Source organism: Nostoc sp. UIC 10630, assembly GCF_010747425.1.
Classification (GTDB): domain Bacteria; phylum Cyanobacteriota; class Cyanobacteriia; order Cyanobacteriales; family Nostocaceae; genus Nostoc.
This window is the reverse complement of sequence record NZ_JAAGOG010000402.1, coordinates 1-2203: the sequence shown is the minus strand read 5'-3', so window position 1 is coordinate 2203 and position 2203 is coordinate 1. Positions and strand designations below refer to the sequence as shown.

Annotated in this window: 1 protein-coding gene and 1 pseudogene; both read right to left on the bottom strand. The window is 38.2% G+C overall.

Features of this window, described 5'->3' with window-relative positions:
* Positions 1–287, bottom strand: a pseudogene (locus G1O98_RS37915) (hypothetical protein); the annotation flags it as partial.
* Between the two features lie 4 nt (positions 288–291).
* Complete coding sequence (locus G1O98_RS37910; protein ID WP_163939565.1) at positions 292–2064, bottom strand: pentapeptide repeat-containing protein; 1773 nt, start codon at positions 2062–2064, stop codon at positions 292–294.
* Positions 2065–2203: the final 139 nt, after the last annotated feature.

Genomic DNA, 2203 nt, shown 5'->3' with positions numbered 1-2203 from the left:
GGACTATGTTTATTAACTCTATCTTCTCCTAAATCCAAATCTGCTAATGTAATATTATTTACGATTATTCTTATTTGCTTTAAATAATCTGTTTTTGCTACTTGCATCTGAGATGGATCAATTACTGCCTCAGATATCTGCTGCCCATTATAAAAAGTGCAATTATTATAAGTATTATTCCCAATCTGGTTAGTATTTACATTCTCAGCATTAATCAACCCACCGCCAAACTGGGAATTTCGTAAGTCGTTGCTGGAGACTTGCTTTGGGTCTTCAGAATCCGGCATAGGTCTAACCTGGGGTTTCTTGATTTTCTATGTTTTGAATATTACCGCCTACTTGCTCTGTATTAACATTAATGGCATCTACTATGCTACCTCCAAACTGCGAGTTAGGTTGGTAATAAATTGAGACTTTACCAGAGGTTTCTGCTAGTTGTTTATTTAACTGGTTAATTGAAGAAAACAACTGATTGATTACTTTATCTTTATCCTCAAGTCTTGCTTGGTAGTGTGCTTCTAAAGCTTTAGCTGCAAATTCATAGCCCTGCATAAAGTCGCTGTGGATTTTCGCTTTGTTTGCATCAGTGGCAACAGCTACTCTGACTACGAGAATGCTATCACCTTTCTTCTCAATGCTTTGAACATCTAGTTGAGCGCCTTGGTTTTCGACTTCTAATTTTTTGAAGGAATAGGCGAAAGCATCCCAATCGATACCGTTGCGGAAGATTAGGTCTACTGTTTCTAAGGATTTTTGGAACAGTTTGGTGAATTCTCCAGGGGCAAAATCACCAATGCTAGGGCGGCGTTCTTTTTGACCTTGGCGAAGGTAGATGTAATCACAAATTACGTTAGTTAGATTTGTAGCACTGTTTGTATTCCAGTCTTGAATACAGGCTCCTGTAAAAGTTGCTGCGGTGAAATTTGTTCCTAATGCTCGAATTAAATAAAGTTCAGACCTACTAAGATCAGCCTTATTGAAATTTGCTTGGCTGAGGTTAGCTCCTTTAAGATCAACTTGGTTGAGATTAGCGTTGCTCAAGTTAGCCTTACTCAAGTTAACCTCACTTAGATTAGCGTTACTAAGATTAGCCTCACTAAAGTTAGTTTCAACAAGAAAAGCTCGACTAAGGTTTGCTTCACTCAGGTCAGTATTTTTAAGATTTCCATAGCTTAAATCAGTTTCGCTGAGATCAGCATTATTTAAATTAGCATTACTGATATCAATTAGTATAAGCTTGACCTGACTGAGATTAGCTCTATTGAGATTAGTAGCTCTGAGGTTAGCTCCAATAAGATTGGCTTGAATAAGGTCAGCATTACTAAGGTTTGCTTCACTAAGATTGGCTTGGCTAAAGTCAGCATTAGTAAGATTGGATGAACTGAAGTTAGCTCTTCTAAGGTCAGCCCCACAGAGATTAATCTTCCTGAGATCAGCATTACTGAAGTCATAATTACTAAGTTCTCGGTTTGCTCCTCCTAGATTAAGGATTTCCCAAACTAAACGCCATTTCTCATCAATAATTGTCTCAGAACTAATTTCTGCTTTCCTAAAGTTTACCCAGTCAAGTTTAGCTCCACTAAAATCAGCCCCACTAAGGTCAGCATAATTAAAATCACATCCAGTAAGGTCAGCACCGTTAAAATTAGTTTGGTTGAGAATAGATTCGCAAAAAATACTTTCGCTTAGGCTAGCACCGTTGAATTGAGTTGCTGAAAGATCAGCCTCGTCAATTTTAGCTTTACTCAAGTTAGCTCTGCTGAATTTAGCTCTACCAAGACTAGCATTCCAAAAGTCAGCTTTCTCTAGGTTAGCTCTACTGAGGTCAGCTTCGATAAGGCTAGTCATACTAAAGTCAACATTGTAGAGGTTGGCTTCAACAAATTTAGCTCCATCAAGATGAGCTTCCCAAAAATCAGCATTATTTAAGTTAGCTCTACTAAAATCAAAATCACTTAAAATAGCGTTCTGAAAATCAGGAATTATATTTAAATTTTTCTCTCTCCACTCATTCCAAACCTCCACCCCTTGCCTTAATATTGCCAGATGCTCCTCATTTGCCATCACCAGCTAACCCCTCTACTCACCTGTAGCTAACAAACTACTTCGCCTCCTGCCATCCTTCAATTGATGCCAGCAGTATATTCACTAAAGGATGATCAATTAGCTCTTTAAATGCTTCAGTCCCTCCAGCCTTCAATGC